24 protein-coding genes are annotated in these 24,860 nt (G+C 55.5%); 9 read left to right on the top strand and 15 right to left on the bottom strand.

Translation table 11 applies throughout. The annotated features are described in order from the left end of the window. Positions 1-11 precede the first annotated feature (11 nt). The 5 genes from FOC35_RS02940 (at position 12) to cspE (ending at position 7,025) form a co-directional block, all read left to right on the top strand. Positions 12-1,265, top strand: a complete 1,254-nt coding sequence (locus FOC35_RS02940; RefSeq protein WP_172568083.1) for a TolC family protein — start codon at positions 12-14, stop codon at positions 1,263-1,265. After that, positions 1,265-2,731: an efflux RND transporter periplasmic adaptor subunit gene (locus FOC35_RS02935; RefSeq protein WP_172568082.1), complete on the top strand. Its 1,467-nt coding sequence runs from the start codon at positions 1,265-1,267 to the stop codon at positions 2,729-2,731. The genes FOC35_RS02940 and FOC35_RS02935 overlap by 1 nt, the downstream gene beginning before the upstream one ends. Beyond that, positions 2,728-5,847 (top strand): efflux RND transporter permease subunit, encoded by a 3,120-nt coding sequence (locus tag FOC35_RS02930; protein ID WP_172568081.1) that lies wholly within the window; start codon positions 2,728-2,730, stop codon positions 5,845-5,847. Before FOC35_RS02935 ends, FOC35_RS02930 begins: the two co-directional genes overlap by 4 nt. Before the next feature lie 197 nt (positions 5,848-6,044). Next, complete coding sequence (gene pagP / locus FOC35_RS02925) at positions 6,045-6,620, top strand: lipid IV(A) palmitoyltransferase PagP (protein WP_016535337.1); 576 nt, start codon at positions 6,045-6,047, stop codon at positions 6,618-6,620. A 195-nt stretch (positions 6,621-6,815) separates the two neighbouring features. Then, on the top strand, positions 6,816-7,025 hold the full coding sequence (cspE, locus tag FOC35_RS02920; protein WP_004100146.1) for a transcription antiterminator/RNA stability regulator CspE: 210 nt from the start codon (positions 6,816-6,818) through the stop codon (positions 7,023-7,025). Between the two features lie 285 nt (positions 7,026-7,310). Here cspE and crcB read toward each other — a convergent pair whose 3' ends face one another. Continuing rightward, entirely contained in the window at positions 7,311-7,694 is a 384-nt protein-coding gene (gene crcB / locus FOC35_RS02915) for a fluoride efflux transporter CrcB (protein ID WP_039897991.1), read from the bottom strand. Positions 7,695-7,795: 101 nt separating this feature from the next. Between crcB and FOC35_RS02910 the strand changes: the two genes are divergently transcribed. Both FOC35_RS02910 and tatE read left to right on the top strand, forming a co-directional pair. Then, entirely contained in the window at positions 7,796-8,584 is a 789-nt protein-coding gene (locus FOC35_RS02910) for a deaminated glutathione amidase (protein WP_172568080.1), read from the top strand. Between the two features lie 131 nt (positions 8,585-8,715). After that, positions 8,716-8,919, top strand: a complete 204-nt coding sequence (gene tatE / locus FOC35_RS02905) for a twin-arginine translocase subunit TatE (RefSeq protein ID WP_039897992.1) — start codon at positions 8,716-8,718, stop codon at positions 8,917-8,919. 86 nt (positions 8,920-9,005) lie between these two features. On the opposite strand, the gene lipA is transcribed toward tatE, so the two are convergent. From lipA to rsfS, 10 genes are all read right to left on the bottom strand, one after another. Then, positions 9,006-9,971 (bottom strand): lipoyl synthase, encoded by a 966-nt coding sequence (gene lipA, locus FOC35_RS02900; RefSeq protein ID WP_016535343.1) that lies wholly within the window; start codon positions 9,969-9,971, stop codon positions 9,006-9,008. 242 nt (positions 9,972-10,213) lie between these two features. Further along, positions 10,214-11,173, bottom strand: coding sequence for a YbeF family transcriptional regulator (locus tag FOC35_RS02895; protein WP_172568079.1), 960 nt, complete (start codon positions 11,171-11,173; stop codon positions 10,214-10,216). 225 nt (positions 11,174-11,398) lie between these two features. Beyond that, positions 11,399-12,043, bottom strand: a complete 645-nt coding sequence (gene lipB, locus FOC35_RS02890) for a lipoyl(octanoyl) transferase LipB (protein ID WP_039897993.1) — start codon at positions 12,041-12,043, stop codon at positions 11,399-11,401. A 75-nt stretch (positions 12,044-12,118) separates the two neighbouring features. Then, complete coding sequence (gene ybeD, locus FOC35_RS02885) at positions 12,119-12,382, bottom strand: DUF493 family protein YbeD (RefSeq protein ID WP_008456041.1); 264 nt, start codon at positions 12,380-12,382, stop codon at positions 12,119-12,121. Between the two features lie 109 nt (positions 12,383-12,491). Further along, positions 12,492-13,703, bottom strand: a complete 1,212-nt coding sequence (gene dacA, locus FOC35_RS02880) for a D-alanyl-D-alanine carboxypeptidase DacA (RefSeq protein ID WP_172568078.1) — start codon at positions 13,701-13,703, stop codon at positions 12,492-12,494. A gap of 143 nt (positions 13,704-13,846) precedes the next feature. Further along, entirely contained in the window at positions 13,847-15,070 is a 1,224-nt protein-coding gene (rlpA, locus tag FOC35_RS02875; protein ID WP_172568077.1) for an endolytic peptidoglycan transglycosylase RlpA, read from the bottom strand. A gap of 16 nt (positions 15,071-15,086) precedes the next feature. Next, positions 15,087-16,199, bottom strand: a complete 1,113-nt coding sequence (gene mrdB / locus FOC35_RS02870; RefSeq protein WP_016535349.1) for a peptidoglycan glycosyltransferase MrdB — start codon at positions 16,197-16,199, stop codon at positions 15,087-15,089. Between the two features lies 1 nt (position 16,200). Next, a complete protein-coding gene (mrdA, locus tag FOC35_RS02865) occupies positions 16,201-18,102 on the bottom strand; it encodes a peptidoglycan DD-transpeptidase MrdA (RefSeq protein WP_016535350.1) in 1,902 nt (633 codons plus the stop codon). A gap of 27 nt (positions 18,103-18,129) precedes the next feature. Then, on the bottom strand, positions 18,130-18,600 hold the full coding sequence (gene rlmH, locus FOC35_RS02860; protein ID WP_008456055.1) for a 23S rRNA (pseudouridine(1915)-N(3))-methyltransferase RlmH: 471 nt from the start codon (positions 18,598-18,600) through the stop codon (positions 18,130-18,132). 3 nt (positions 18,601-18,603) lie between these two features. Then, on the bottom strand, positions 18,604-18,921 hold the full coding sequence (gene rsfS, locus FOC35_RS02855) for a ribosome silencing factor (protein ID WP_038474720.1): 318 nt from the start codon (positions 18,919-18,921) through the stop codon (positions 18,604-18,606). 74 nt (positions 18,922-18,995) lie between these two features. Here rsfS and FOC35_RS02850 point away from each other — a divergent pair, with 74 nt between their 5' ends. Continuing rightward, positions 18,996-19,190: a hypothetical protein gene (locus FOC35_RS02850; RefSeq protein ID WP_016535353.1), complete on the top strand. Its 195-nt coding sequence runs from the start codon at positions 18,996-18,998 to the stop codon at positions 19,188-19,190. A 49-nt stretch (positions 19,191-19,239) separates the two neighbouring features. Here the strand turns inward: FOC35_RS02850 and nadD are convergent, their stop codons facing one another. Genes nadD through leuS form a run of 4 tightly spaced genes read right to left on the bottom strand, consistent with a single transcriptional unit; the run spans position 19,240 to position 24,116 of the window. Beyond that, on the bottom strand, positions 19,240-19,887 hold the full coding sequence (gene nadD, locus FOC35_RS02845) for a nicotinate-nucleotide adenylyltransferase (protein ID WP_172568076.1): 648 nt from the start codon (positions 19,885-19,887) through the stop codon (positions 19,240-19,242). Next, the gene (holA, locus tag FOC35_RS02840) at positions 19,880-20,911 is read right to left on the bottom strand and encodes a DNA polymerase III subunit delta (protein ID WP_172568075.1); all 1,032 of its coding nucleotides are present in this window, start codon (positions 20,909-20,911) and stop codon (positions 19,880-19,882) included. The genes nadD and holA overlap by 8 nt, the downstream gene beginning before the upstream one ends. After that, entirely contained in the window at positions 20,908-21,519 is a 612-nt protein-coding gene (gene lptE, locus FOC35_RS02835) for an LPS assembly lipoprotein LptE (protein ID WP_172568074.1), read from the bottom strand. The genes holA and lptE overlap by 4 nt, the downstream gene beginning before the upstream one ends. A gap of 14 nt (positions 21,520-21,533) precedes the next feature. After that, a complete protein-coding gene (gene leuS / locus FOC35_RS02830; RefSeq protein WP_016535357.1) occupies positions 21,534-24,116 on the bottom strand; it encodes a leucine--tRNA ligase in 2,583 nt (860 codons plus the stop codon). Between the two features lie 261 nt (positions 24,117-24,377). On the opposite strand from leuS, the gene FOC35_RS02825 reads away from it, so the two are divergent. Beyond that, positions 24,378-24,860, top strand: coding sequence for a zinc ribbon-containing protein (locus tag FOC35_RS02825; RefSeq protein WP_172568073.1), 483 nt, complete (start codon positions 24,378-24,380; stop codon positions 24,858-24,860).

Below are 24,860 nucleotides of genomic sequence, written 5' to 3'. Positions count from 1 at the left end.
CCGAGGTTGCCATGAAACGACACACCCTGAGCCTTTGGCTCGGCGGGGTGCTGTTTGCTGCGTCTGTCTCCGCCGCCCCGGCGGCGGAGTTCAGCCTGCAACAGACTCTGCTGACAGCCGAACACTACTCCGCGGCCCTGTCCGCAAACCGGAACCAGAGCGATGCCCTGAACGCGATGGCGGACTCCGCTCGCCAGCTCCCCGACCCGAAACTGAAGTTTGGTATTGAGAACCTGCCGGTGCAGGGCAGCAACAGCCATCGCTTTACCCGCGAAGGCATGACGATGCAGCGTATCGGCATCATGCAGGATTACGTTAGCGAGGAAAAACGCGACCGCAAGGCCGATACGATCCTTGCCCAGTCGGCCAGCAGCAAGGCTAAAGCTGAGACTATCCGCGCCAACCTTCAGCGCGAGACCGCGCAGGCATGGCTTGAACTGGCTCTGTCCGAAAAAGTACTCATTGCCGCCCGCAAGCTGGTGAGTGAAACCGAGCGGCAGGTTGGCGTGCAAAAGGCCACTGTAGCCAGCGGCAGCTCGCCCGCTTCCGGCGTGGTGGATATCCGCATGACGCTGCTGACCATGCAGGACAAGGTTACGCTTGCCGAACGCGACGTGACGCTGGCAAAAACTCGTCTTCTGCAACTGACCGGCCAGCAGGTTGATAGCGTTGCCGGTTCTCTGCCCCGCTTCCAGCGTTTACCCGCCGACCCGCAGGTGCTTGAAGAAGGCGTGGTGCAGCATCCAGAGGTGATTGAAGCGGCAAGAGAGGCCGATGTTGCCCGCGCGAAGTCCGCACAATCGGAGGTTGCGTCCAAACCCGATGTCGGAGTGGAAGTTTATTACGCCCGCCGCGCCGAGGGCTTTGACGATATGGCAGGGGTGATGTTTACCGTCGATCTGCCGCTGTTTAAATCCCAGCGCCAGGACAAAGACTATTCCGCCGATGTTTCCCGCTCGATGGAGGCGAACGATCAGCTGGCGCTGGCTCGCCGGGAGCATGTCGCCCTTGTGCGTACGCTGGTGGCGAATTATCAGGCGGCGCAAAGCGTCTGGCAGCGCCAGCAGGAACAGGCGTTACCGCTTCAGCGCCAGCGCCTGTCACTGCTGGAGTCACAATATAGCGCCGGGAAGTCAACGCTTGCGGAATTACTGACCGCTCGCCGCGAGCTTCTGGACACCGAGCTGACCGCCAGCAGCGCTGAAAAAGCCGTTGCCACCAACTGGGCCGCCATCCGCTACCTCACGCCTCAGGACGTTAACTAATGAAAAAATCACTTAACTTTTCCCTGCTGGCCGTCGCGGTTGTCGCCGCTCTGGCAGCAGGATATTACGCCGGGAAGCAGCAAAGCGGTCATGCTCAGCCAGAGCCACAGGCAGGGCAGGAGAACGGGCGTAAAGTGCTCTACTGGTATGACCCAATGGTGCCGGGGCAGCGCTTTGATAAACCGGGTAAATCACCGTTTATGGATATGGAGCTGGTGGCCCGCTATGCGGATGAGGTAACTAACGACGGCGGCGTAACGGTAAGCAGCCGCCAGCAGCAAAATCTGGGGGTTAAAACCGCAGCCGTTGAGCGCCGGGCTTTGAGTGTTCCTTTTGCCGCTTTTGCCACCGTGACGCTGGACGAGCGCAGCGTGCAAATTATTCCCGCCAGCGCGAATGGCATTGTTGAGACGCTGTATGTGAAAGCCCCGCAGCAGTACGTGAAGGCCGGAGAGCCTTTGGCCCGGCTGTGGTTCCCTGAGTGGACGGCGGCCCAGCAGGAGTATCTGGCTGTGCGCAAGTTGGGAGACAGCGCGCTGACGGCGGCGGCAAGAGAGCGGCTACAGCTGCAATTTATGCCGACGGAGGTGATTAGCCAGGTTGAGCGCAGCGGCAAACCGCAAACGTGGGTGACCGTGCGCGCGAAGCTTGCCGGATATGTGAACAAGCTCGAAGCACGTGAAGGCCAGCAGGTTAGCGCGAATGCGCCGCTGTTTGAGGTCGCCAGCCTGCAATCGGTATGGATTGTAGTGGATTATCCTCAGTCTCAGGCTCAGGCGTTGCAGCCCTGGAGCGAAATTGTTGCCAGCGCCGACAGCTGGCCGGGGGAAGCTTTCCATGGCCGGGTTAGCGAGCTGCTGCCGAATCTGGAAACCACGACCCGCACCCTGAAGGCGCGTATCGTGCTCGACAACCCGCAGATGAAACTCAAACCGGGAATGTACCTGAGCGTCAGGCTTGCTAACCAGCAGCCGCGCACGGCAGTGCTGGCGGTACCGGAGGAGTCGCTGATTGAAACCGGCCATGAAAGCCGCGTGCTGGTAGCCGAAGACGGCGGCCATTTCCGCCCGGTAAACGTGGTGCCGGGAATAGTCGATAAAGGCTGGGTGGAGATCCGTTCCGGGCTGACCGGGGGCGAAAAGGTGGTGACATCAGGCCAGTTCCTCATCGATTCTGAAGCCAGCCTGCGCAGCGCTTTACCTGAGAGCGGGGCACAAACACAGGCTAAGGCGACGGTTAAAACCTACGATGGCGAAGGCGTGGTGAAAGCCGTTAGCGCCGATTCTATTACCATCTCCCATCAGCCGATCCCCGCGCTTAAATGGGGGGCGATGACAATGCCGTTTGCGCTTAAGTCGCCGACCAACCTGAAGCCGGGGGATGCGGTGATGTTCAGCTTTAGCACGGACGACGAAGAGGGTGCGGTAATTACCCACCTGATGCCGATGGCGGGGGCGAGCAAATGATTGCTGCCGTTATTCGCTGGTCGCTAAAAAACCGGCTGCTGGTGGTGCTGGCGGCCATTATCATGGCGGCCTGGGGGCTATGGTCGCTTCAGCGTGCGCCGCTCGATGCCTTGCCCGATCTTTCCGACGTGCAGGTGATCGTGCGCGTAAGCTACCCTGGAAAAGCGCCGCAGATCGTTGAAGATCAGGTGACTTATCCGCTGACCACGACAATGCTTTCCGTTCCGGGCGCAAAAACGGTGCGCGGCTTTTCGATGTTCGGCGACTCCTACGTTTATGTCCTGTTTGATGACGGCACCGATCCATACTGGGCGCGTTCCCGGGTGCTTGAATACCTGAGTCAGGTTCAGTCCCAGCTGCCGCCGGAGGCCAAAGCTTCACTGGGGCCGGACGCAACCGGCGTGGGCTGGGTGTATGAATATGCGCTGATAGATCGCAGCGGGAAGCACAGTCTGGCCGACCTGCGGGCGTTGCAGGACTGGACGCTGAAGTTTGAGCTAAAAACCGTGCCTGACGTTTCGGAAGTAGCAAGCGTGGGCGGCATGGTGCGTCAGTACCAGATAGTGCTCGATCCTGAACGGATGAAGGCGCTTAACATCACCCATGAACAGGTGATTGGCGCGGTGAAAAACGCCAACCAGGAAGGGGGCGGCTCGGTTATTGAGATGGGCGAGGCCGAATATATGGTTCGTACGGCGGGGTATCTCAAAAATCTGGATGATTTTAAACAGGTGGTGATTACCAGTCGGGAAGGCGTGCCGGTGCTGCTTTCCGACGTTGCTTCCGTCAGGCTGGGGCCGGAAATTCGCCGCGGCGTGGCGGAATTCAATGGTGAAGGTGAGGTTGCGGGCGGCATCATTGTGATGCGTTATGGGAAAAATGCCCTCGAAACCATTAATGCGGTGAAGCAGAAGCTTGCTCAACTGCAAAAAAGCCTGCCTGCCGGTGTGGAAATTGTTCCGGTCTATGACCGTTCACATCTGATTGAAAACGCAATTGATACGCTCTCCCACAAGCTGCTGGAAGAGTTCATCGTGGTGGCTATTATCTGCTCTCTGTTCTTATTCCACTTCCGCTCCGCGCTGGTGGCGATAATTACCCTGCCGCTCGGTATTCTTGGGGCATTTATCGTGATGCATTACCAGGGAGTGAACGCCAACATCATGTCGCTTGGCGGTATTGCGATTGCGATTGGCGCGATGGTGGACGCCGCCATAGTCATGATCGAAAACATGCATAAGGTGCTTGAGCAGTGGAGGCACGACCACCCCGGCGAGCAGCCACGCAGTGCCGATTACTGGCAAATTTCCCAGCAGGCGGCGGTTGAAGTCGGGCCAGCGCTGTTTTGTAGCCTGCTTATCATTACGCTGTCATTTATTCCGGTCTTCTCGCTTGAGGCGCAGGAAGGGCGCATGTTCTCGCCGCTGGCCTTCACCAAAACCTATTCAATGGCGGTTGCAGCCGGACTGGGAATTACCCTTGTGCCGGTGCTGATGGGCTGGTTTATTCGCGGCAAAATTCCCGATGAAAAGGCTAACCCGATTAACCGTTGGCTGATTGCGGCGTATGAGCCGATGCTGGAAAAGGTTCTCGATAAGCCTAAAACCACGCTGGCGGTTGCGGGACTGCTGCTGGTGGCCACGCTCTGGCCGCTTAGCCAGTTGGGCAGCGAATTTATGCCGCCGCTGGATGAGGGGGACCTGCTTTATATGCCTTCGACCCTGCCGGGAATTTCGGCGCGTGAAGCCGGGCGGCTGTTGCAGCAGACCGACCGCCTGATCAAAACCGTGCCGGAAGTGGAAACGGTGTTTGGTAAGGCAGGGAGGGCCGAAACCGCAACCGACCCTGCACCGCTGACGATGATTGAAACGACCATTCGCTTTAAGCCTCGCGACCAGTGGCGACCGGGTATGACGATGGACAAGCTGGTGAGCGAGCTGGATAACGTGGTTAAGGTTCCGGGCATAGCCAACGTTTGGGTGCCGCCAATCCGTAATCGCCTGGATATGCTGGCGACCGGCATTAAAAGCCCGGTGGGCATTAAGGTGAACGGCAATAACATTGCGGCCATTGAGTCGGTGGCGGAGCAGATTGAGCGGGTAGTAAAGCAGGTGCCGGGCGTCACTTCGGCGCTGGCAGAACGCTTAGGGGGAGGGCGCTATGTTGATATTGACATCGATCGCCGTAAAGCCGCTCGCTATGGCGTTTCCGTGAAGGAGCTGCAATCGCTGGTGTCCACGGTTATCGGCGGTGAAAACATCGGGGAAACTATCGAGGGGCGTGAACGCTATCCGATTAACGTGCGCTACCCGCGTGAACTGCGCGATAACCTGCAAAAACTTCGCGACCTGCCGGTGATTACCGCTAACGGCAGCCAGATTGCACTTTCCGAGCTGGCTAATATCACTATCACCGAGGGGCCGCCGATGCTGAAAAGCGAGAATGCCCGTCTTTCTAACTGGATTTATGTTGATCTGCGCGGGCGGGATTTAAAGTCAGCGGTAGAAGATATGCAGCGCGTGGTTGCCGAGCAGGTGAAACTTCCTGAAGGCGTGTCGCTCTCGTGGTCGGGGCAATTTGAATATCTCGAACGGGCGACGGCAAAATTAAAAATCGCGCTGCCGTTTACGTTGTTAATCATATTTGTATTGCTGTATGTAACTTTCTCCCGGGTGAAAGATGCACTATTAATTATGGGGACTTTGCCGTTCTCATTAATTGGCGGTGTGTGGCTGTTGTATCTGCTGGGATATAACCTTTCGGTTGCCGGGGCTGTTGGTTTTATTGCTCTGGCAGGCGTAGCGGCAGAATTTGGTGTGATAATGGTGCTGTATTTAAATCAGGCGCTGGATAAACACCTGAAAACCGAGGGCGGGCAGAGTGACGGCCTGCTGCGGCGGGCTATCCACGAGGGGGCGGTGGTGCGCGTCAGGCCTAAGGTGATGACGGTTGCCACCATAATGGCCGGTCTGTTGCCCATTATGTGGGGCAATGGCGCAGGATCAGAGGTCATGAGGCGTATTGCCGCGCCGATGATTGGCGGCATGGTCACCGCACCTCTGCTTTCCATGTTGGTTATTCCGGCGGTATATATGCTGACCCACCGGCGTAAATAACTCTTTTCTCTCACGGGTCGCCTATTTTATGCGACCCGATTTGCATGGCTATTCATTGATATCTTATGAGTATTTAAGACCTTTGTGACTTGACATTAAATGAGTACAACTTTCAAGCTAAGTCTGGTGCTGATTTAGCTTTCATTGAGATATAATTCAGTAAGGTAGCTGTCGAATTTTAATATGGTAAGAAAGACGTGACTTACGCGAATAAATTTTTCTCGAATCTGATTTTGTTTTGCGCGCTGGCGCTGAGTACACCCGCTGCATTTGCCGCAGAAGGCGGGTTTTTCACTAACGCGTGGAATACTTTTTCCAGCAATGTTTCAAAGACCTGGAACGAGCCTGAGCATTATGATCTTTACGTTCCTGCAATCACCTGGCATGCCCGCTTTGCCTATGACAAAGATAAGACCGATCGCTATAACGAGCGTCCGTGGGGGGCCGGTTTTGGCCAGTCACGCTGGGATGAGGAGGGGAACTGGAACGGCATCTACCTGATGGCGTTTAAAGATTCCTTTAACAAATGGGAGCCGATTGGCGGCTACGGCTGGGAGAAAACCTGGCGACCGCTGAGCGATGATAACTTCCACCTCGGGCTGGGGTATACCGTGGGGGTTACCGCTCGCGACAACTGGAAGTACATTCCTGTTCCACTGGTGCTGCCGCTGGCTTCCATAGGATATGGCCCGGCAACCTTCCAGATGACCTATATTCCAGGGACTTACAACAACGGCAACGTTTACTTCGCCTGGCTGCGGTTCCAGTTCTGATTTTGTCTTGTCCGGTAGCCCTGAAAAAGGAGTTTTTTATACCCCTTTAAAAACAAGGGTTAATCTTTCAGGTGTTAAAAACTTCGCGACTTTTATCACTTTTTCTCAATTCTGGACTGGACAAAAGCCACCACAATTGTTGTACTGATGCCCGACACAGCATTTGTGTCGTTTTTTCATGTAAAGGTAATTTTGATGTCTAAGATTAAAGGTAACGTTAAGTGGTTTAATGAATCCAAAGGCTTCGGCTTCATTACTCCGGAAGATGGCAGCAAAGACGTGTTCGTACACTTCTCTGCAATCCAGAGCAATGGTTTCAAAACCCTGGCTGAAGGCCAGCGCGTTGAGTTTGAAATCACTAACGGTGCCAAAGGCCCTTCTGCTGCAAACGTAATGCCTATCTAAGTCATTACCAGTAGAATATAAAAACCCGCCAAGGCGGGTTTTTTTTTGCCTGAAACCAGGCTGCAAAAACCGCCAGATTTGAAGTGACCCTGCTGTAGGGCATTTTGTCTGGCGGTTTTTTCTGTCTATCAGGCGAACAGGTAAGCTTTCAGAAACAATCCTACAATCACTACGCTAACCAGAACGCTCAACCAGCCGGTGACTTGCTCTTTCATTGCCATCTCCCCAAAGATCGTTGCGGGATAGTGGCAGAGAAAAATTAAGCTAACATTAACCCGGCGGTGATTACCGGGTGACAAACAGAGAAACCAGCCAAAATGCGAGTGCGGTCATAACAAATGAGCCGACAAGGTTCAGCAGCACGTTCATTCCGGCCCACGCAAAGCGCCCGTCCTGTAACAGCAGCACCACTTCAGCCGAAAAGGTAGAGAAGGTTGTCAGGCCACCGCAAAAGCCGGTGGTGATAAGCAGTTTCCACACGGGATCGACGTTACTGAAGCGGCTAAATAGCGCCAGCCCCAGGCCGATAATAAAAGCGCCGGTCAGGTTGGCTATCAGCGTGCCGATAGGAATGCCCATATGAATCGGGTTATATTTTAAACTCAGGAACCAGCGCGTTACGCTGCCGATCCCGCCGCCGATAAACACGGCGAACAGCATCTGAATCACGGTTAATCCTTGCTAAATACGTTGATGGGCAAAGTGTAGCGTTCGAACATGTAGATTTACACGCGATATACTGTAATTAATCATTTAGTTGAGGAGCAGGTATGAAGGTTGCCGTGGGGCAGTTTGCGGTGGGGCCTGAATGGCAGAAGAATGCAGCCACCTGCGTCGGGCTCATGGCCGAGGCCGGGCTGGCAGGAACGGACCTTCTGGTGTTGCCGGAGGCGGTGCTCGCCCGGGACGATAACGACCCGGATATGTCTGTCAAATCGGCCCAGCCTGTCGATGGCTGCTACGTGGAACAGTTACGCGAGGAAAGCCGTAAAAATGGAATGACGACGGTGCTGACGCTGCATATCCCCACCAGGCAGGGACGGGCGGCAAATACTCTGTTGGCGCTTCGGGGCGGCGAAATCGTGGCTCAATATCAGAAAGTGCATTTGTACGACGCTTTCAGCGTTCAGGAATCCCGGCTGGTGGACGCAGGAAATGAGCTGGCTCCTCTGCTTGAGGTTGCCGGAATGAAAGTTGGCCTGATGACCTGCTATGATCTGCGTTTCCCCGACATGGCCCTGAGCCTGGCGCTGGCGGGTGCCGAGGTTATCGTCCTGCCTGCCGCGTGGCTAAAAGGCCCGCACAAAGAAGCTCACTGGGCGACGCTACTAGCCGCCAGGGCGCTGGATACCACCTGCTATCTGGTGGCGAGCGGCGAATGCGGTAGTAAAAATATCGGCCAGAGCCGGGTTGTTGACCCGCTGGGCGTCACGATTGCGGCTGCGGCAGAATCGCCCGAGCTTATTTTCGCCGAACTCAGGGCGGACAGAGTGGCGGCGGTACGGCAAATGCTGCCGGTGCTTAATAACCGACGGTTTGCGATACCTCAAATGTTATGACGTTTTTTTAATCAGCTCTTGATTCACCTTGTTACAGATTGCTATTGTGTCGCGCGGACAAATGACCGTTAATGAAATCAGGTTTTTTTTATTCGCCGTTGTCACGGCACATATCACAGAAGAAGGTAGGTATGGGAGAGATTAGTATTACTAAGCTGCTGGTTGTCGGCGCGCTGATCGTATTGCTGTTTGGTACTAAGAAGCTGCGCACGCTGGGCGGCGATCTCGGTTCCGCTATCAAAGGCTTTAAGAAAGCAATGGCTGAAGATGACAACGGCAAGAAGTCCGATACCGAAGCTCAGGCCCCTGCAGACCGCATCATTCATAAAGACTGATTGCTGACCTTTGCAGAATAAAAAAACCGGCTGATAAGGCCGGTTTTTTATTTTGGACAGAGTAAAGGTAACAATCTGCAACCAGATTATTTCACTTCCATCCCTTTAGCCTGCAGGTCAGCGTGGTAAGAAGAGCGCACAAACGGGCCACAGGCCGCGTGGGTGAAGCCCATCGCCAGCGCTTCTGCTTTCATCTCTTCGAACTCATCCGGGCTGACATAGCGCTGCACGGGCAGGTGGTGACGGCTAGGCTGCAGGTATTGACCCAGGGTCAGCATCGTCACGCCGTGGCTGCGCAGATCGCGCATCACTTCGATGATTTCCGCATTGGTTTCACCGAGGCCAACCATCAAACCAGACTTAGTCGGGATATGTGGATGGGCTTCTTTGAAACGTTCCAGCAGCTTCAGCGACCAGTTATAGTCCGCACCCGGGCGCACATTGCGGTACACGCGCGGCACGTTTTCCAGGTTGTGGTTGAACACGTCCGGCGGGGTCGCGGTAAGGATTTCCAGCGCTCGATCCATACGGCCACGGAAGTCCGGCACCAGGGTTTCAATCTTGATGGTTGGATTTTTCTCGCGGATAGCGCTGATGCAGTCGGCAAAGTGCTGAGCACCGCCGTCGCGCAGATCGTCGCGGTCAACCGAGGTAATAACCACATAGCGCAGCGCCATATCGGCGATGGTTTGCGCCAGCTTGGCCGGTTCGTTGGCATCCGGTGCTACCGGGCGGCCATGGGCCACGTCGCAGAACGGGCAGCGGCGGGTGCAAATTGCGCCCAGGATCATAAAGGTCGCGGTGCCGTGGTTAAAGCATTCGGCGAGGTTCGGGCAGGAGGCTTCTTCGCAAACGGAATGCAGACCATTTTTGCGCATCGCCGCTTTAATGCCCTGGATGCGGGTTGAGTCAGACGGAAGTTTGATTTTCATCCATTCCGGCTTTCTTAACAGCTCCTGGCGCTCTGTGACCACGTTTTTAACCGGGATCAGAGCCATTTTATCGGCGTCGCGGTATTTAACGCCGCGTTCCATCACAATGGGTTTGCTCATAGGGTGCGTATTCCAGTTGCGGATAATAAAGTCAGGCTAATCGAATTCAAGCTAAGTTGGGATCTATCAACTATTTTTGAATTAATGGCCGGGAGTATATCATCACGGCCAGGGAGAATCAGTATACCCCAACATGAAATGGAGAAAGAATTGTAAATGGGTTGTTGTTTTGTGCTAAATGCAAGGTTAATGGCCGTGTCGTTCACCTCCTGAACGCCATGCAAGAGGTGAAAACCACTTTTTTAAGCGGCGAATTCGTTGCGAATCGCTTTGATTATATCCTGCAATACCGTGTCACGTATGCTTAGCTTGTTGAAATGCATACTGGTTTCCATGGTTTTATCGGAAAACAGGTCGCAGTCAACGGCGCGCAGATTCCAGGTATCTTTAAACATTTCATACAGCCGCCACGGCATAAAGCCCAGCAGGTCGCTGCTGCCGAGCAGCGACGATAAAGTCACATAGTTGTAACTACTAAAGGCAATCTGGCGGTTGGGCAGGCGTTCACTGATTTGCTGGCGCAGGTCGCGCAGCAGGTCATCCTGCATGATGAGAAAGGTGTGTTCCATATTCTGCATATCTTCGAGTGTCAGCCGCTTTTCAAGACAGGGGTGACCTTCGCGGCAGACGACAGCAATGTTTTCCTGGTAGAGCGGAATGCTGGTGATCGTTCGTGCGTAGTGGCGGCCGGTATCGATAATCAGGTCAGTTTGAAACTGGCTAAGCTGCGATTCACCGTCGTTGATAGGCACGTTGCGAATAAGCAGGTTAGGGTTGACCTTGCGGATGGCCGAGTAGACCTTCGGAATAACCAGCGCCCCGATAGAGGGCTGGGTCGCTAGCGTAATGGTGCGCTGCTGATCGTTGCTGCTATTAAAGTCCAGCGCGCCCAGAATCGATTCCAGCCCCTGGCTGATATATTCGTGAAGATGCGCCGCATACGCGGTCGGCGTGACGCCCTGGCCTTTACGAATGAATAACGGGTCAGGGAAAATATATCGTAATTTTTGGATGGATTGGCTAATAGCAGAAGGCGTCAGGTTCAGTACCTTAGCGGCATTCACTATCCCTTTATGGATGTATACGGCTTCAAAAATCGTCAGTAAATTTAAATCTATGTTGCGTAATGCTTTGAATACGGGATAGTTATTTTCACTATCGCGTTCCATGGTTTTTTTTTCAGCTAGTGGGTTTTGCCCCATGCCCGGTCTCCGGTAAAAAATAAAGAATATTATATTTATAGATAAAAATAGGAGTATTGGGTGAATTAATACGGCTATTTTGCCGGGGCAAGCACGAATGCGAAAAAATAAAGCGTTTTGATGCACTAATTAGCGTGATTTGTGGCGTCATTATTTAAATAATGACGCCAATGAATAATCTAACTTGTGATTATTACCCGCGGACGGCGGCAATGTTACCGCCGTTTAATCCGCGGCAGCGTATTCGTGAGGGGGATTATCAAGCAGCGCCATAAAATGGGCTACCAGGCGTGGCTGAACGTCGGCTACGGAGATGCCGTTAACAAAGTGGCTCACCTGGGTCATTTCCAGTCCCGCATAGCCGCAAGGGTTGATGCGCAGGAAAGGGGTGAGGTCCATATCGATGTTCAGCGCCAGGCCGTGGAAGGAGCAGCCTCTGCGGATGCGCAGCCCCAGCGAGCAGATTTTCCGCCCGTCAACGTAAACGCCCGGGGCGTCCGCTCGCGGGTAGGCCTCAATACCAAGTTCCGCCAGCGTATTCACCACGGTTTGCTCCAGTACGGTCACCAGCTCGCGCACGCCAAGCTTGCGGCGCTTTAAATTAAGCAGCAGGTACATTACCTGCTGACCAGGGCCGTGAAACGTCACCTGGCCTCCCCGATCGCTTTGTACCACCGGGATGTCTCCCGGCATAAGCACATGCTCGGCTTTCCCCGCCTGACCCTGGGTAAATACCTGAGGGTGCTCTACCAGCCAGATTTCGTCGGCGGTGGCGTCGTCGCGGGTGTCGGTAAAGTCATGCATTGCCTGCGATACGGGTTCGTAAGGCTGCAGGCCAAGGTTGCGGATCAGGATTGTATCTTGAGACAAAACAGCGTCTCCGGAAGGCAAAAGGTGGGAGGAAGTATATCACAACAAAAACCCGGCCTTAGCCGGGTCATCGCCTTACAGCACCATACGAACGATTTCGATGTTGCCTAACTCTTCGTACAGCGTTTCTACCTGCTCGATATGGGTCGCATTAATGGTAATCGACACGGAGTGGTAGTTACCCTTGCTGCTTGGTTTAACCTGAGGCGTGTAGTCACCCGGCGCGTGGCGCTGCACCACCTCAACGACCAGATCAACCAGCTCCGGTTTCGCCAGGCCCATTACTTTATAAGTAAAAGAGGTTGGGAATTCGAGCAGTTCGTTCAGTTTGGTTTTCATGGTAGCTCCAGCGTTACGGCAATAAAAATGATAACTCCCGCCGACGGGCGGGAGTTGCTTTGATACTCAGTATATGGGGTCAAGATTGACACTTTCAAGTGTTCAATAATTAACCGAACCAGTGGTGAAACATCAGTTTGATGTAGTCGATGATTCGGCTAAAGAAATTCCCTTCCGGCATTTCCTGCAGCACGACCAGCGGACGCTGCTCGATGGTTTTGCCGTCCAGCTGGAAGTTGATGGTGCCCACAACCTGGTTTTTCTGCAGCGGAGCGTGCAGTTCAGGGGTGGTCAGCACATAGCTGGCCTTCAGATCTTTCATGCGTCCGCGTGGAATGGTCAGGTAAACGTCTTTATCAACGCCGAGAGAGGCGCGATCGTTATCACCAAACCAGGCCGGCTCGGAGGCAAACTCTTTCCCGGCTTTCAGCGGAGAAACGGTTTCAAAGAAGCGGAAGCCCCAGGTCAGCAGTTTTTTACTTTCGGTTTCACGGCCTTTGTAGGTATGGCCGCCGAGAACCGCCGAAATCAGGCGCATCTGGCCTTCGGTCGCCGAAGCAACCAGGTTATAGCCTGCCGCATCGGTATGGCCGGTTTTGATGCCGTCAACGTTGAGGCTGGTATCCCACAGCAGGCCGTTACGGTTGGTCTGGCGGATATTGTTGAAGGTGAATTCTTTCTCTTTGTAGATAGAGTATTCGTTCGGCACGTCGCGGATTAGCGCCTGGCCAATCAGCGCCATATCGCGTGCGGAGCTGAACTGACCTTCTGCATCCAGGCCGTGTACGGTCTGGAAGTGGGTGTTTTTCAGACCCAGGGCGGAAACATAGCTGTTCATCAGGCTGACGAAGGCGTCCTGGCTACCGGCCACGAAGTCTGCCATTGCCACGCAGGCATCGTTACCTGATTGCAGGTTAATACCGCGGATCAGTTTGTTAACCGGCACCTGCATGCCCGGCTGAAGGAACATCAGCGAGGAGCCTTTAAATACCGGGTTACCGGTCGCCCAGGCGTCTTTGCCGATGGTAACCATCGCGTTGTCATCGAACTTGCCGGCTTTCATCGCCTGGCCGATAACGTAGCTGGTCATCATCTTGGTGAGGCTGGCTGGGTCACGACGCGCATCGGCGTTGGACTCGGCCAGAACTTTGCCTGAGTTGTAGTCAATCAGGATATACGCTTCTGCATCAATCTGCGGGACGCCTGGGATCATGGTTTTAATATTGAGGTCGTCAGCTTGAGCAGAGGCCATGGCCGCGAAGGCGAAAGCCGTGGTGAGCGCCAGGCGCTTAACAAAACGTGCAGAAAGATCTGTATTCATGATGGAACTACGACGTCCGTGATGGAATTAAAAAAAGTGCCTTACTATAGCAAAAGCATTTTTGACTGGCATCTGACTTTGCGCGTGAGTTTGTTAATGGTCTTTACGCAAATTTACGAGCAGGAAACATGCCAGTCACAGCTTTACATAGACGGGGCGTTGGTAACGAATGATTGCTGCTGCGCCTCGGACATCAGGCGCTGTTGCAGGGCCGTAGCCTCGCCGCGGCTGCTGAACGGCCCGAGCTGTACGCGATAAACGGCTCCGTTGTGGGAAACCGCGCCCGGTACGCCAAACTGCTGGCTCAGCTTTTGCTGCCACTGGCTTGCTCTTGCGCCGTCGCTTACCGCGCCAACCTGCACAACATAGCGGCCGTTGGCCGGCGCTGCTGCCGAAGTGGTGCTGCGCTGGGCGACGTGGCCCTGGACTGAGCCCGGAGCCGTAACCGGGGCTGCAACGGCTGGAGCCGGAGGCTGAACGGCGGCTGGCTGTTGAACCGCTGCTGTTGCGGCCGGTGCGGCTACGGTTGCCGCCGCAGCGGCAGGTACGGATGTAGATGCAGCAGGGACGGCCGCAGGGGCGTCAGGTGTTTCAATTACCCCGGCCGCCAGAGGCGTTGGCGCCCCCAGGAAACCGCTGCTCTGAACCGGCGCACCGGTGCTGTCTGAGCTTTGCAGCGTAGCATTGCTGATAGCACGTACATCACCCTGCGGGGCTTCCGGCTGAGCCGGTGAAGAGGCGCTGCCCATGCCGCCGCCTAAATCCGGGCGAGCCGGTAGGGCATAGGTTTGCTTGGCAATGGTGGTACAGGCCGTGCCCGGGCCGGACATCGTGCCGTCCTGAGCGACGATAATCGGGTCGATGCGAACCTTGGTATTGTTCGAAGTATTCAGTCGGTCTGCCGCCGCGCGGGAAAGAGAAATCACGCGATCGTTGCCGTAAGGGCCGCGGTCATTAATGCGTACCACAATCATGCGGCCATTCGCGAGGTTGGTCACTCGCGCATAGCTTGGGATAGGCAGAGTAGCGTGCGCGGCAGTCAGCGCGTTTGCATCAAACGCTTCACCGGAGGCTGTCAGATTGCTGCCCGGCTCGGCATCATAAATCGCCGCAAAGCCGGACTGGCTGAAGTTTGCCGGGTTCTGGACAATCTTGTAGCTCTTGCCGTTGTTCTGGTAATCCTGGTTTACCGAAGGACTCAGAGGCTCGTAGCGCGGTTCAGCGCCGCTGATTTCCACTATCGGCCCGTTGCATACCACCGGCTGAGGCGGCTGATTAACCGGCTGCTGGTTATCATCATTTGACGAACATGCTGCCAACAACGCCGCAGCGATGCAGACGCCAGCCCACCGTTTTTGCTTACCCATTGCGCACCTCATCCAGTTACACGCTTTTTGATAACATTTTTCTATGTGTGTGTATCGACATCACGATACCGAACCCGGCCATCAGAACAATCAGGGCCGATCCCCCGTAGCTGACCAGCGGCAACGGCACGCCTACCACCGGCAAGATACCACTAACCATGCCAATATTGACAAATACATAGACGAATAAGATAAGCATCAGCCCGCCCGCCATCACTCGCCCGAAGGTGGTTTGCGCCCGGGCGGCAATAAACAGGCCGCGCATAATCAGCAGCAGGTAGAGTGCGAGCAGCACCAGAATGCCGACTAATCCCAGCTCTTCCGCCAGCACCGCGAAGATAAAGTCGGTATGACGTTCGGGCAGAAACTCCAGCTGGGACTGGGTGCCGTGCAGCCAGCCTTTACCGCGCAGGCCGCCGGAGCCGATGGCAATTTTAGACTGAATAATATGATAGCCCGCACCCAGAGGATCGCTTTCCGGGTCAAGCAGCATCATTACGCGCGCACGCTGGTAGTCGTGCATCAGGAAGAACCACAGAATCGGGACGAAGGCGGCAACCAGCAGCACCGCCACCAGAATCAGACGCCAGCTCATCCCCGAGAGAAACAGCACGAACAGGCCGGATGCGGCAACCAGAATGGAGGTTCCGAGGTCCGGCTGGGCGGCAACCAGTAGCGTAGGCATAAAGATGAGCACCAGCGCGATGCCGGTGTTTTTGAGCGTCGGCGGGCAAACGTCGCGGTTAATAAAACGCGCAACCATCAGCGGGACGGCGATTTTGGCAATTTCCGAAGGCTGGAAACGCACAAACCCTAAATCCAGCCAGCGCTGGGCGCCTTTTGAAATGGCACCGAAGGCGTCCACCGCCACCAGCAGGATAATACAGAAGATATAGAGATAGGGCGCCCAGCCTTCGTAGACGCGGGGTGGGATCTGCGCCATCACCACCATGATAACCAGCCCCATCAGGATTTGGCCGACTTTGCGCTCCATCATGCCCATATCTTGGCCGCTGGCGCTCCAGACGACCAGGGCGCTGAAAACCAGCAGTGCCAGAATGGTAACGAGGAACGTTGGGTCAAGGTGGACCTTGTCCCAAATGGTCTTTTTATTTGGATTATCGGTCATGCTATTGATCCTCTGTGGCCGAGGCGGCCGGCGCTTCTGCAGGCAGAACCGTGTTGTTATCCCCCAACATGACGTGGTCGAGGATCTGGCGCATGATGCTGCCAACCGCTGGCCCTGCGCCACCGTTCTCCAGAATCATCGTCACGGTGTATTGCGGATTATCATATGGGGCAAACGCCGTCATCAGCTTGTGGTCGCGCAGGCGTTCCGCGATTTTGTGCGCGTTATACGTTTCGTTGGCTTTCAGGCCGAAGACCTGAGCAGTACCCGATTTCGCCGCAACTTTGTACGGTGCGTTGGCAAAGTATTTGTGGGCCGTACCGTTTGGACGGTTGGCAACGCCGTACATGCCGTCTTTGGCAATTTCCCAGTAGCCGGAGTGGATATCACCCACCGGGGCTTCAACCGGCTGCTGCCAGGGCACCTGTTTGCCGTTTTTCACCGTGCTCATCAGCAGGTGAGGCACGCGCACGACGCCGTCGTTAATCAAGATCATCATCGCCTTGCTCATCTGAATTGGCGTTGCCGTCCAGTAGCCCTGGCCGATGCCGACCGGGATGGTGTCACCTTGATACCACGGCTTTTTAAAGCGTTTCAGTTTCCATTCGCGGGTTGGCATGTTACCGGCGCGCTCTTCAGAAAGGTCGATGCCGGTGAGGTGGCCATAGCCGAATTTGCTCATCCACTCGCCGATACGGTCGATACCCATGTCATAAGCAACCTGGTAGAAGAAGGTATCGGCGGACTCTTCAAGCGACTTGGTCACGTTCAGGCGGCCGTGGCCCCATTTTTTCCAGTCGCGGTAGCGTTTTTCCGAGCCTGGCAGCTGCCACCAGCCTGGGTCAAACAGCGAAGTGTTACGCGTGATTACGCCCGCGCTCAGCGCCGAAACCGCCATATAAGGCTTCACGGTGGAGGCCGGAGGATAGACGCCCTGGGTTGCTCGGTTGATAAGCGGCGTGTTCGCGTCGCTCAACAGCCCGGAGTAATCCTTGCTTGAGATGCCGTCAACGAACAGGTTCGGGTTGTAGCTTGGCATTGAAACCAGCGCCAGGATGCCGCCGGAGCGCGGGTCGGTAACGACAACCGCGGCACGGCTCCCCGCGAGCAGCGTTTCGATATAGGTCTGAAGCTTAAGGTCGAGCGTCAGGTAGATATCATGCCCGGCCTGCGGCGGGACTTCTTTTAGCTGGCGGATAACGCGGCCGCGGTTGTTAACTTCAACCTCTTCATAGCCGGTCTGGCCGTGCAGCACATCTTCGTAGTAGCGTTCGATGCCCAGCTTGCCGATGTCATGAGTTGACGCGTAGTTGGCAAGCTTGCCTTCTTTGTCCAGGCGCTCAACATCCTTATCGTTTATTTTCGACACATAGCCGATGACGTGGGTAAGGGCGGAGCCATACGGGTAGTAGCGGCGTTTATAGCCCTTCACTTCTACGCCGGGGAAGCGGTACTGGTTTACCGCGAAACGGGCCACCTGAACTTCGGTCAGGTTGGTTTTTACCGCGATAGAGGTAAAGCGGTGCGAGCGGGCGCGCTCTTTTTTAAAGTTGGCGATGTCATCGTCGGTCAGGTCAACTACAGGGCGCAGCGCCTCGAGGGTTTCCTGAACGTTATCGACCTTTTCCGGCATCATCTCTATTTGGTAGATGGTGCGGTTGAGCGCCAGCGGCGTGCCGTTGCGGTCGTAAATAATGCCGCGGCTCGGCGGAATGGGAACCAGCTTGATGCGGTTTTCGTTAGACCGGGTCTGGTAATCGGTGAAGCGGACTATCTGCAAATTATACAGATTGGCGATCAGCACGCCGGTAAGCAGCAAAATGCCGATAAAAGCGACCAGCGCCCGGCGCACAAAGAGCGCAGACTCAGCAGTGTAGTCGCGAAAAGAATTCTGTAATTTCATTCGCTGCCTGGTATTACCCGCTCAGGTTTACTCACGATGATAAGGATGATTGGTGGTAATGCTCCACGCCCGGTACAGGCTCTCCGCTACCAGCACCCTGACCAGCGGGTGGGGCATGGTGAGCGTGGAAAGCGACCAGCTTTGCTCGGCGGCGGCTTTGCAGGCTGGCGCTAAGCCTTCCGGCCCGCCAATCAGCAGGCTGACGTCGCGGCCATCCTGTTTCCAGCGCTCGAGCTGCGTCGCAAGCTGGGGCGTATCCCACGGTTGCCCGGGGATATCCAGCGTTACGATTCGGTTACCTTTGCCCGCGGCGGCCAGCATCATTTCGCCCTCTTTTTCGAGGATACGTTTGATATCGGCATTTTTTCCGCGTTTTCCAGCCGGAATTTCAACCAGCTCAAACGGCATGTCTTTAGGGAAACGACGCAGGTACTCGGTAAAGCCGGTCTGCACCCAGTCAGGCATTTTGGTTCCAACGGCCACCAGTTGCAGCTTCACCCGTTAGCTCCAGAGTTTTTCCAGTTCGTACAGCTGGCGGCTCTCTTCCTGCATGACGTGAACGATAATTTCGCCCAGATCGACAACAACCCAGTCGGAAGCGTTGATGCCCTTCACGCCCATTGGCGACAGGCCAACTTCGCGGGAGGATTGAACAACGTGTTCAGCGATGGACATCACGTGGCGGTTGGAGGTTCCGGTACAGATAACCATGCAATCCGTGATGCTTGATTTGCCTTTAACATCGATAGCGATGATATCCTGGCCTTTGAGGTCGTCGATTTTATCGACGATGAAATCCTGAAGTGCTTTACCCTGCAAGTGTTCCCCCTGAGAGAATGAGAGTGTGTAGTTTGGCCCGTAAATAACCATTATACCCAACAGGGCAGGCGGCTTTGGCTGAAAAATTGGCCGTCCAGCGCAGATCGCGGGCTATCATCCCATTGCGCGCCGGAGTTTGCATCGCCATTTTTGTAAAACTATTTCAGAAAAGCCGGATTTACGGGCAGGAAATTATGGCAGCGGAGCATAACAGCCTGAGGGGTGGTGTCAATGGCTGGCGTGCGCCTGTCGTTTCCGGTGAATTATAATAGTGTAAACCGGTTCATCCCGCCGGTGATTCAGACTCCGCTGAATGGCTTAACGATAGAGGCCATGTTGCAGAATAAAAGCCAGTACCTCGGGCGGTAGCAGATCGTCGCAGGGCTGGTTTTCTTCAAGGCGCTGGCGGATGACGGTGGCCGAAATATCGTAGAGCGGCGTCTGCGCCAGAAAGACGTTGCCCGATGGCCGCTGGTGCAGCGTAGCTATCGAATCGGTGAGGTTTTGCGCCAGCCATGCCTGCTGTTCCGGGGTTTCCATCGCCAGAGGGTAGCCCGGGCGCTGCGTTACCAGCAGGTGGCACAGAGACAGGAGTTCTTCCCAGCGGTTCCAGCGGTGCAGGCTGAGTAAAGAGTCCTGGCCGATGATAAACGCCAGCGGCTGCGAGTGCCCGATTTCTGCCCGCAATTGTTCAAGCGTTTCAACGGTCCACGAGGGCGTGGATCGAGACAGCTCGCGGTCATCCAGGGTAAACAGCGGGTTCCCGGCAATTGCCAGTTCAATCATCGCTTTGCGCTGTTCGCTACTGGCTTCCGGCTGTGGGCGATGCGGCGGCACATTATTCGGCATGATGGTGACCCGGCGCAGCAAAACCTGCCGGGCAAGTGCCTCAACTGACTTCAGATGCCCGTAATGAATGGGATCAAAGGTCCCGCCATAAAGCGCCAGGAGCGAAGCGTCAGACATCGATAAAAATTTCCGGTAATGCTTTGTGGCAAATCAGTAAAGAGAGACCTTCCAGATCTTCCCAAACCGACTGACCATAATCCTGTTTCAGCGTTAGCTCAACCCGGGTAAGCAGGCGAACAGCCTGGTAGAGCTGCTCGCTCGAAACCCGGTTCAATGCCTCGGTTACCAACTGGCGGCGGTTTTGCCATACCCGCTGCTGGTCGAACAGAGTGCGCAGCGGGGTTGTCGCTGATTCACGCTTGAGGTTGACGAGCTGCAATAGCTCTCGCTGTAGCGTGCGCAGTAAAATGACCGGCTCGCTGGCCTCAAGGCGCAATTGCTGGAGGATGTGCAGCGCGCGTTTGCTTTTCCCGGCGAGCAGGGCATCTACCCAGTGGAAAGGCGTAAAGTGCGCGGCATCGTTCACCGCCTGTTCCACGCGGGGCAGCGTCAGTTTGCCGTCCGGCCAGATAAGCGACAGCCTTTCCAGCGCCTGGGAGAGCGCCAGCAGATTGCCTTCGTAGCAATAGCAGAGCAGCTGGTTTGCCGCATCATCCAGCGTCAGGTTCATCTGCCTGGCACGCTGAGCGACCCAGCGCGGGAGATTTGCCTGCTCGGGGGTCTGGCAGGTTACCAATACCGAACGGTTCGCCAGTTGGGTAAACCAGGCGGCATTTTCCTGCGCTTTGGTGAATTTGTTACCGCGAACCAGCAGCAGAATGTCGTCGTGCAGCAGGCTGACCAGGGTTTCCAGCTGCGCGTTAATGGCGGCATTAGGGCCGTTTTCCGGCAGCAGTAGAAGCAAAGTTTGACGACTGGCGAACAGGCTGAGCGCCTGGCAAATAGAGAACAGAGCCTGCCAGTCGGTGGAGGCGTCGATCTGGACGCTGTGGTGTTCTTCAAAGCCGTGCTGCTGGGCGCTTTTGCGCACCGCATCCTGGCTTTCCTGGAGCAGAAGAGGGTCGTTGCCTGCCAGCAGATACGCCGCGCGCAGCCCTTCATTGAGCTGCGCGTGGAGTTGTTCCGGGTACACTCGAATCATTGGCTACCGGAGGTTGCCGACAGAGTGGTGGATACCCGGCCAGCCGGAGCGGCTGGTTTTGGCGTGCTTACCGGTTTTTCCGCATCCTTAGTGGCATCAAGATCGGCAGCGTGAACCGCCAGCAGCTTACGGATCAGCTGTTGAGCAACGTTGGTGTACATCTCTTTGATAATCAAATCCTGCTCGGCATCTTTCGCCAGGGCAGTCAGTGGGTTATCAAAGAACGAGCGATAGGTCGTCGCGCTGATAGGATAAATATCATGGCCCGGGATCAACACCTGTGCGTTGACGGTCATCACCATCTGGTACTCCGCGGTCTGGCCGTTCTGGAACACCGAAACAGTGTCCTGACCCAGCCCGGCACTGCCCACGCGCAGAGATGGAATATCTTTACGCACGCCGGTGCCGGTATCGTCAACAATAGTGACGCCGTTCAAGCGCAGCTGTTGGCGGATCTCACGGGTCAGCGGGCCGTTAGGATCGCCGGAGTTGAGGATCAGCGTCTTCATCTCAGTAGGAACCTGCGTGTTACCACGCAGGTGAAAACCACATCCGGCGGTGACCAGCACCGCCAGGCTTACTAACAAAGTGACAAAGGGATGTCGCACACTTCCTCCTGCGCTTAGCCCACAACCAGGTTGAGCAGTTTACCCGGAACGTAAATCACTTTACGCACGGTTACGCCCTCAAGATATTTCGCCACCAGATGTTCCTGACCTGCACGCTCACGAACCTGCGCTTCGGTAGCATCTGCTGGTACGGTGACTTTGCCGCGTACCTTACCGTTAACCTGAACCACGACCAGGCGAGAATCTTCCACCATTGCCTGTTCGTCGGCCTGCGGCCACGGTGCGTTGTCAACATCGCCTTCGCCGCCCAGCGACTGCCACATATCGAAGCAAACGTGTGGGGTGAACGGATAAAGCATACGCACCACGGCCAACAGCGCTTCATTCAGCAGAGCACGATCCTGCTCGCCTTCCTGAGGGGCTTTAGCCAGCTTGTTCATCAGCTCCATAACGGCGGCGATGGCGGTGTTAAAGGTCTGACGGCGGCCGATATCATCGGTCACTTTAGCGATAGTTTTATGCACATCACGACGCAGCGCTTTCTGATCTTCGCTCAGCGCGGCAATATCCAGAGCCGGAGCTGCACCGCGGCTGGTGTGCTCGTAAACCAGTTTCCAGACGCGTTTCAGGAAGCGGTTTGCGCCTTCCACGCCGGACTCCTGCCACTCGAGCGTCATGTCTGCCGGTGAAGCAAACATCATAAACAGACGCACGGTATCCGCGCCGTAGCGCTGGACCATAACCTGCGGGTCGATGCCGTTGTTTTTCGACTTCGACATTTTGCTCATGCCAGCATAGACCAGTTCACGGCCCTCTGCGTCACGGGCTTTAACAATGCGGCCTTTGTCATCACGCTCGACGATGGCTTCTGCCGGAGAGACCCAGTTGCGCTCGCCGTTGTTGCCGGTGTAGTAGAAGGCATCTGCCAGCACCATGCCCTGGCACAGCAACTGCTTAGCCGGTTCGTCGGAGTTGACCATGCCCGCGTCGCGCATCAGCTTGTGGAAGAAGCGGAAGTAGAGCAGGTGCATGATGGCGTGTTCGATACCGCCGATGTAGATATCTACCGGCAGCCAGTAGTTGGCCGCTTTGGAGTCCAGCATGCCTTTGTCGTACTGCGGGCTGGTGTAGCGCGCGTAGTACCAGGACGACTCCATAAAGGTGTCGAAGGTATCGGTTTCGCGCAGGGCAGGCATACCGTTGACGGTGGTTTTTGCCCACTCAGGATCCGCTTTGATCGGGCTGGTAATGCCGTCCATCACTACGTCTTCCGGCAGGATAACCGGGAGCTGATCTTCAGGCGTTGGCATTACGGTGCCGTCTTCCAGAGTCACCATCGGGATTGGTGCGCCCCAGTAACGCTGACGGGAAACGCCCCAGTCGCGCAGACGGAAGTTAACTTTACGCTCGCCCACGCCTTTAGCCGCTAACTTATCGGCAATGGCGTTGAACGCCTGCTGGAAGTCCAGGCCGTTGAACTCACCGGAGTTGAACAGCGCGCCTTTTTCGGTCATTGCTGCGCCGGACAGGTCCGGCTCGCTGCCGTCGGCATTGAGGATAACCGGTTTGATTTGCAGTCCGTATTTAGTGGCGAATTCCCAGTCGCGCTGGTCGTGACCCGGAACGGCCATGACCGCGCCGGTGCCGTATTCCATCAGCACGAAGTTTGCGACCCAAACCGGAACGCTTTCGCCGGTCAGCGGATGAATAGCGTTAATGCCTGTGGCAACGCCTTTCTTCTCCATAGTCGCCATATCGGCTTCGGCTACTTTGGTATTGCGGCATTCGTCGATAAACTCGGCAAGAGCCGGGTTGTTTACCGCAGCCTGCTGCGCCAGAGGGTGACCCGCGGCAACGGCCAGGTAGGTCACGCCCATGAAGGTGTCAGGGCGGGTGGTGTAAACGGTCAGTTTTTCGGCGCTGTTTTCGACGTCGAAGGTAATTTCTACGCCTTCGGAACGGCCAATCCAGTTGCGCTGCATGGTTTTAACCTGATCCGGCCAGTGGTCCAGCGTGTCCAGGTCATTCAGCAGTTCGTCGGCATAGGCGGTGATTTTAATAAACCATTGTGGAATTTCTTTACGCTCAACCTTGGTATCGCAGCGCCAGCAGCAGCCGTCGATAACCTGCTCGTTGGCCAGCACGGTCTGGTCGTTCGGGCACCAGTTAACCGCCGAGGTTTTTTTGTAAACCAGGCCTTTGTTGTACAGCTGAGTGAAGAATTGCTGTTCCCAACGGTAATATTCCGGGGTACAGGTTGCCAGCTCGCGGCTCCAGTCATAGCCAAAGCCCAGCGTTTTGAGCTGGTTTTTCATGTAATTGATGTTGTCGTAGGTCCACGGAGCCGGTGCGGTATTGTTTTTAACCGCTGCGCCTTCAGCAGGCAGACCAAACGCATCCCAGCCAATCGGCTGCATGACGTTTTTGCCCAGCATACGCTGGTAGCGTGCGATAACGTCGCCGATGGTGTAGTTGCGGACGTGGCCCATATGTAGTCGGCCAGAAGGATAGGGCAGCATTGAGAGGCAGTAATATTTCTCTTTGCCTTCGTCTTCGGTCACTTCAAAAGTACGGTTCTCTTGCCAGTGTTGCTGGACGTTGGATTCTATCTCTTCCGGGCGGTATTGCTCTTGCATGGCAGCCAGTAGTCCTGTTAATGAAAGACAGCTACGAAAGTAGCCTTTAGTGATTTGAGTTCAGACAGGCATAGCATAGCCGATTAGACAGCGGCAAAACAGCCTTTCGACGAGCCGATTGGCCTTTTCACCGTTCTGGTTAACTTGCAGTTTTTTACTCCGGGTGTGGCTAAACTAACAAAGCGTTGGCCGATTAACGTCTACTCTTAGAGTGGTTACCACACTGCAAATGCAGGAACCCTTCAAGGAGGCAGGCTAACGATGAACAAGGTTGCTCAATTTTACCGGGAACTGGTTGAGTCGCTGAGCGAGCGGCTGCGCAAGGGCGAGCGTGATATCGATGAGCTGGTCGCCAGCGCGCGCAAACAAATGAACGATACCGGCGAACTAACCCGAACCGAAATAGAAGAAGTGACGCGAGCGGTGCGCCGTGACCTGGAGGAATTTGCCCGCAGCTACGGCGAAAGCCATGAGGAGTTTACCGATAGCGTCTTTATGCGGGTGATAAAAGAAAGCCTGTGGCAGGAACTGGCGGATATCACCGACAAGACGCAGCTTGAGTGGCGTGAGGTGTTTAAAGATCTCAGCCACCACGGCGTTTATCACAGCAGCGAGGTCGTCGGGCTTGGCAATCTGGTCTGTGAGAATTGCCACCATCATATTGCGATTTACACGCCTGAAGTCTTACCTGTCTGCCCTAAGTGCGGCCATAACCAATTTCATCGCCGGCCATTCGAACCCTAA

The sequence above is a fragment of the Cedecea sp. FDAARGOS_727 genome (genome assembly GCF_012273235.1).
Taxonomy (GTDB): domain Bacteria; phylum Pseudomonadota; class Gammaproteobacteria; order Enterobacterales; family Enterobacteriaceae; genus Cedecea; species Cedecea davisae.
This window is presented reverse-complemented; position numbering and strand designations above follow the sequence as displayed.